Below are 5337 nucleotides of genomic sequence, written 5' to 3' on the forward strand. Positions count from 1 at the left end.
GTACTCGTCGGTCATGGCCACGGTGGACACCGGCAGGCCGTCCGGCACCGCGCCGGGACGGTGAGGTGGGCCAGCCGCAGCAGAAGGACGGCGAGAAGGTGACGCAGGGCTGCGACATGCACGTCAAGAGGCAGGCGGCCGAACGTCTGGAACTCGCGGCTCAGGTGTTCCCTGGCCATGGTCACCGCCTCGGCGTCGGCGGCGAGGGGGGTGACGACGACCGGGGCGTGCGGGTCGTCGATCCGGGCGGCCGACGCCGTGGCCCGGTCCAGCGCGTCCTGCCGGAAGAGGATCAGGGTGCCTTCTGCCCGGGTGAGGTCACCCCACTGCTGCACCTGTCCCGGTCGCACCCACAGCCAGGAGCCCGGTCGCAGGGCGTAACCGTTGAAATCGACGACCTGCCGGAGGTGACCGGCGGTGAGAGTGAGCAGGTGGTGGAAGTCGGGGCGCTGGGGCCGCGCGAGGCTGCGCTCACGGACGCGCCGGCGCAGCTCGGCCAGCGACATCACCTCGACACCGGCGGGCGTGCCCGCAGGTGCGGCGAACGCGACCTCGGGGATCTCTCGCGAGGAGCCGTGTCGGTTTTTGACCATCATCAGTCGGAAGTTTATCCGTCTTGCCCCGTGCGCTCCCCGTACGTTGGTCATGCCGCTGCGGAGACGGAACACCGGCCGGCACGCGTTCGTCACCACAGGAAGAGAAGTAGCCGTATGTCCCAGGTACCCGTCGTATCCGTCCCCGCGACCGTCGTCACCGGCTCCACCGGTCGGCTCGGCGGGCGCGTCGCCCGGCGGCTGGCCCAGCGGGGCGTCCCGCAGAGACTCCTTGCGCGCGACCCGGCACGCGCCCCACGGCTGACCGGCACGGTCCCCGTGCGAGGCGACTACGCCGACCCCGACTCCGTACGCGAGGCCCTCACCGGCACCCGTACCGTCTTCATGGTCTCCGCCTCCGAGAGCGCCGACCGGCTCGCCCGGCACAAGACGTTCGTCGACGCCGCCGTGGCAGCGGGAATCGAGCACCTGGTGTACGTCTCCTTCTACGGCGCGGCGGCCGACGCCACCTTCACCCTGGCCCGCGATCACTTCCACACCGAGCAGCACATCCGCGCCAGCGGCCTGGCGTACACCTTCCTCCGGGACAACTTCTACGCGGAGTTCGTCCCCGATCTCGTCGGCGAGGACGGCGTCATCCGGGGCCCGGCCGGACACGGACGCGTCGCGTTCGTCGGCCAGGACGACATCGCCGACGCGGCCGCCGCGGTGCTTTTCCGGCCCGACGGCCATGCGGGCCGCACCTACGACCTGACAGGGCCGCAGCCCCTCACCCTCGGCGAAGCGGCCGTGATCCTGTCCGAGCAGCTCGGACGCTCCGTCACCTACGAGCAGGAGACGGTCGAGGAGGCCTACGCGGCCCGTGCCTCCTACGGCGCCCCGCCGTGGCAGCTGGATGCCTGGGTGTCCACCTACACCGCCATCGCGTCCGGCGAACTGGACGGTGTCAGCGACGCCGTACCCCGCCTGACCGGCCGTCCCGCCACACCCCTCGCCGAGGTCCTCCGCACGCCGAGGGGATGACCCACCACGTCGACTCCGGAGCCCGCCGCGGCGACGGCCGCACCCTCCGCCCGGGCACCGCTTCGCCGTCAACACCCAGCCCCTCGATCTCACCCTCGTACCGCACGGGGACGGCGGAGGTGTACCGCGCGGAGCACCTCGCCGCCCGGCCGCACAAGGAGACCAGCCCGGTCAGGGCTGCGGAGCAGAGCCCATTTCCTCGGTGAAGGTCACCGGGTCGCTGTCGAACCCCCGGATCATGCTGTGAAACTCCCATGCTCCGGAAGCGTCCCTGACGAACTCCGCGACGGTGCCGGCCGTGGACTCGGCGAGCTGTGCGAAGTCGTCCTTCAGCAGTTCCGCGTACCCGTGCACGACCAGGACTCCGGTGTTCGTCAGGTCACCGAAGGTCTTGGGGCCGCTGTCCTGGTGAATCACGACTCCCACGACGACCCGGGCGAACGACGGGGCGAGGCGGTCGAGTTCGAGGGTCATCGCCTCGACGTAGCCGAGGCCCAGGCCGGTCTGGCTGTGCCGGCTCATGTTGATGGTGCCGTCCGGTGAACGGCTGTCGTAGTGAACGACGTACACCGGACGCCCGTTGGGCGCGTCCGCCGAGTACGTCGTGGCGACGATGTCGAGGTGGTGAGGCGGCTGACGCAGGGGGCTCGGGTCCCACTTGAGCCGCACCTCGACCTTCTTGATCCCATCGCTGCTGCCGCTGCTCACCGAAAGCTGCCTCTCCCGCCGACATGTGCCGTCACGGGATGCTCCCCGCACCTCAAGTATGGCTCGGAGAGATCGCGTTGAAGCATCGGAAGACACCGGTTCGCACGCGTGCCGTGGGTCGTCCCGCGCGCCTCCACCTCGGATCAGAAGCCCATGGACGCGGTTGTCGGTCAGGACGACCGTGGACTGCCGGCAGGGCGGGCCCGGCGCGATACCGCGTTGCCGTCCTGTGGACGCCATTCGAAGAGCAGAATCGTCGCGTCGTCCCGGAACTGGCTGCGCTGGTAGTCGAGGATGGCGTGGACGAGCAGCCGCAGCACCTCGGCCGGGCGCTGACCGGCGGCGTTGGAGCGGATGATGAAGTCGGTGAACCGGTCCAGGCCGAACTCCGCACCGTCCGCGTCCCGCGCCTCCACGACACCGTCGGTGTACATCAGGACGCAGTCACCCGGTTCCAGTTTCGTCTCGTGGACCCGCCGGGCTGCCGGGGCGAGTGGGCCGGCGAGACCGATCGGCGGCTGCGGGGGGCTGTCCAGCGCTCCGGCGAGCACCCGCTCGTCACGGATCAGCAGCGGTGCGGGGTGGCCGCAGTTCACCCAGTTCAGCACCCCGGCCTTCGTATCGAGCCGGCACAGCACACCGGTGCAGAAATGGTCGGGCAGCCACTGGGCGACCGCCTGGTCGACGGAGCCGACGACGTCGGCCAGGTCTCCCCCGCCGCGGCGCGTGTTGCGGGCCGCGGCCATGGCGACCGACGTGGTGAGGCCGGCGGTCAGATCGTGACCCATGCCGTCGAGGATCATCGTGTGCAGCACGTGCTTGACGACCGAGTGGTCGAAGGCGTCGCCTGCGATGTCGTACGCCGGTTCGAGGACCGCGGTCGAGACGCACCTCGTGGTGCCGATGGTGCGCGGCGGCAGGAAGGCCCGCAGCATCTCGGTGGGCAACCGCATGGGTGCGGTACGGGTGCGGGCGGCGAGCCAGTCGCTGTAGGCACGCTTGGAGGTGATCAGCATGGCCAGCAGATGGGCCAGCATCCGGCCGCGACACATCAGCAGTGCGTCCAGCGAGGCGGTGCGCACCCCCAGCACGCCCAGCCGCTCCGCGCCGTCGACCAGCGGTATCCAGATGACCAAGTCGTCGCCCTCGCCGGCCACGCGTGAGGAGATCGTCCGGTACGCCCAGCCGGCCGTCGAGCCCTCCACCGGCAGCGCCTCCAGGGCTTCGTCGAGTGGGACGAGGAGCCGTTGCTGCAGGTCGGCGAGGTAGATCAGCGCGGCGCCCAGGCCGAGAGCCGATGCGCACCTGTCGGCCAGCGCGGGCAGTTCGACCGGTAGGGCTGTCTGTGCCTCGGTGATCAGCCGTTCCAGCCGGCTCTCGTCCGGGGCGGGGTCGGAATCGACTCCGGCGTGCGGCGGGTCGGGCACGGAGATCACCCCTTCCCTGCCAGTCTCACACCGACCGCCCGCTCTCACATCTGAGACGCGACGGCACCGCCGCGTAGATCCCGTGGCGCGGGGCACTTGATCACTTGCTCGACGTCGTCCGGTGCTGCGGGCAGCGGAAGGGCGTTGATCGAACCCGTTCTTCGCGGTGGCGCCCCAGCTGCCCTGCGAGCTGTGCCTGCATGAAAGGAACCATCATGATCCTTCCGGCGGAGAAGGAACTGCGCGCCCTCCTGGCCAAGTTCGCCCAGACCCGTATCGAGCACGATGTACGTCCGACCGGCCGCACCAGCAGGGCACTCGAGGACGCCACCCACGCCTTGTGCGCAATGACCGGAGCCCGCACCATCGACCAGGCCCTCCTCGCAGCGGACGCGCTCCTACAGCGCTACCTCGCGGACCGCGACACCACCAGGCGGAAGAGCGCGACGCTGGCGGCCTGAACGGGCCGTCGCGAAGGCCGCGAGCGTCGGCACGGGCCCGGTCTACGCGGCCGGTGCCGCGAGGCGGAAGCCCACGCCGATCGCTTCCAGGTCCCTCTCATAGGCACCGTGCCGGCGGGCGCAGCGGGCGAGGTCCCGGTCATGGCGGAAGGCGCCGCCGCGGGTGATGTGCCGGTCGAAGGCCCAGTCCTCGGTGGTCGGCACCCCGGCAGGCGCGCCCGGGTAGGGGGCGTAGCGGGTGGAGGTCCACTCGTCGACGTTGCCCGCCATGTCCAGCACACCGAAGGGGCCGGCTCCCCCGGGGAACGAGCCGACCGGCACGGTGGTACCGCGCCGAGCAAGTGCGTCGCGCGCTCAAGTTCCTGTCCGGCCTCGGGGCGCACCCGGAGGTTGCCGAAACGACCAAGGCCGACGCGTACTCCACTCTTCTCATGGTCGGTGGACTGTTGCACGGGTGGCAGCGCTGAACGTGGGCTCCGCGCTGTGTTCTCCGAAAGGCAAGCCGGGACAACGCGGTGCCTACCCGGCATATGTGCTGAGCCGCCAACTCCAGCTCGCGTTGCATCCAGCGATGCCTTGCCACAGTGGAAGTCCGTCGATGCATCCCGAGCGCGACGCGAGCATGGACGACGGCGGCGCCCGTGGCCGACACCGTCCGAACGCAACATCACAACTCAGCCACATCTCTTACACAGAATCCGGCCAGCGTCCATGATCGTCGACATGAGAAAGACCCTCACCCTCGCCGCAGCGGCCACCATCCTCGCTGCCGGTCTCGCGGGCTGCAGCAGCAGCGACTCCCGCAGCAGCAACGCCGTACCCGCCAACGCCGTCTCTCACAAGGCCGCAAAACCCCTCACCGCGCAGACCGCGTTCGCCAAGCTCTCCGCCACCGTGAGCACGTCCAAGCTTTCCGGAACCGTCACCGCGGACAACGACCCGAACCACCTGCTGGGGCGTCCGAATCAGTACACGTCGAAGATCACATTCGATGACACGCGGATCTCGGCCGACGACGTCAGCGGCACCGACAAGGGGGACGTCGAACGCGGTGGCGCGATCGAGGTGTTCGGCAGCCCGGCCGACGTACAAGCGCGCGCGAAGTACATCCAGTCCGTCACCAAGTCGATGCCGATGCTCACCGAGTATGTCGCAGATCTTGGC

General features: G+C 69.9%; 5 protein-coding genes and 2 pseudogenes. 3 read left to right on the top strand and 4 right to left on the bottom strand.

Features of this window, described 5'->3' with window-relative positions; all coding sequences use genetic code 11:
* Window positions 1-53 precede the first annotated feature (53 nt).
* Window positions 54-596: pseudogene (locus ABZ646_RS39130) on the bottom strand (AraC family ligand binding domain-containing protein); the annotation flags it as partial.
* A 114-nt stretch (window positions 597-710) separates the two neighbouring features.
* Between ABZ646_RS39130 and ABZ646_RS39135 the strand changes: the two are divergent.
* Window positions 711-1577: an SDR family oxidoreductase gene (locus ABZ646_RS39135; RefSeq protein WP_360530253.1), complete on the top strand. Its 867-nt coding sequence runs from the start codon at window positions 711-713 to the stop codon at window positions 1575-1577.
* A 171-nt stretch (window positions 1578-1748) separates the two neighbouring features.
* Here the strand turns inward: ABZ646_RS39135 and ABZ646_RS39140 are convergent, their stop codons facing one another.
* Together ABZ646_RS39140 and ABZ646_RS39145 are read right to left on the bottom strand one after the other, a co-directional pair.
* Complete coding sequence (locus tag ABZ646_RS39140; RefSeq protein WP_360530256.1) at window positions 1749-2285, bottom strand: TerD family protein; 537 nt, start codon at window positions 2283-2285, stop codon at window positions 1749-1751.
* A gap of 170 nt (window positions 2286-2455) precedes the next feature.
* Window positions 2456-3712: a PP2C family protein-serine/threonine phosphatase gene (locus ABZ646_RS39145; RefSeq protein WP_360530259.1), complete on the bottom strand. Its 1257-nt coding sequence runs from the start codon at window positions 3710-3712 to the stop codon at window positions 2456-2458.
* 215 nt (window positions 3713-3927) lie between these two features.
* Between ABZ646_RS39145 and ABZ646_RS39150 the strand changes: the two genes are divergently transcribed.
* On the top strand, window positions 3928-4173 hold the full coding sequence (locus ABZ646_RS39150) for a DUF5133 domain-containing protein (protein WP_360530262.1): 246 nt from the start codon (window positions 3928-3930) through the stop codon (window positions 4171-4173).
* A gap of 42 nt (window positions 4174-4215) precedes the next feature.
* Here ABZ646_RS39150 and ABZ646_RS39155 read toward each other — a convergent pair.
* Window positions 4216-4503 (bottom strand): annotated as a pseudogene (locus tag ABZ646_RS39155) (SUMF1/EgtB/PvdO family nonheme iron enzyme); the annotation flags it as partial.
* A 393-nt stretch (window positions 4504-4896) separates the two neighbouring features.
* Here ABZ646_RS39155 and ABZ646_RS39160 point away from each other — a divergent pair.
* A partial coding sequence (locus ABZ646_RS39160; protein WP_360530265.1) for a hypothetical protein occupies window positions 4897-5337 on the top strand: 441 nt, incomplete at its 3' end.

Source organism: Streptomyces sp. NPDC007162 (assembly GCF_040634175.1).
Lineage (GTDB): Bacteria > Actinomycetota > Actinomycetes > Streptomycetales > Streptomycetaceae > Streptomyces.

Bases quoted from the DNA above. Each gene is read 5' to 3' on its own strand.
- ABZ646_RS39135 (WP_360530253.1), top strand. From the start codon at position 711: ATGTCCCAGGTACCCGTCGTATCCGTCCCCGCGACCGTCGTCACCGGC.
- ABZ646_RS39150 (WP_360530262.1), top strand. From the start codon at position 3,928: ATGATCCTTCCGGCGGAGAAGGAACTGCGCGCCCTCCTGGCCAAGTTC.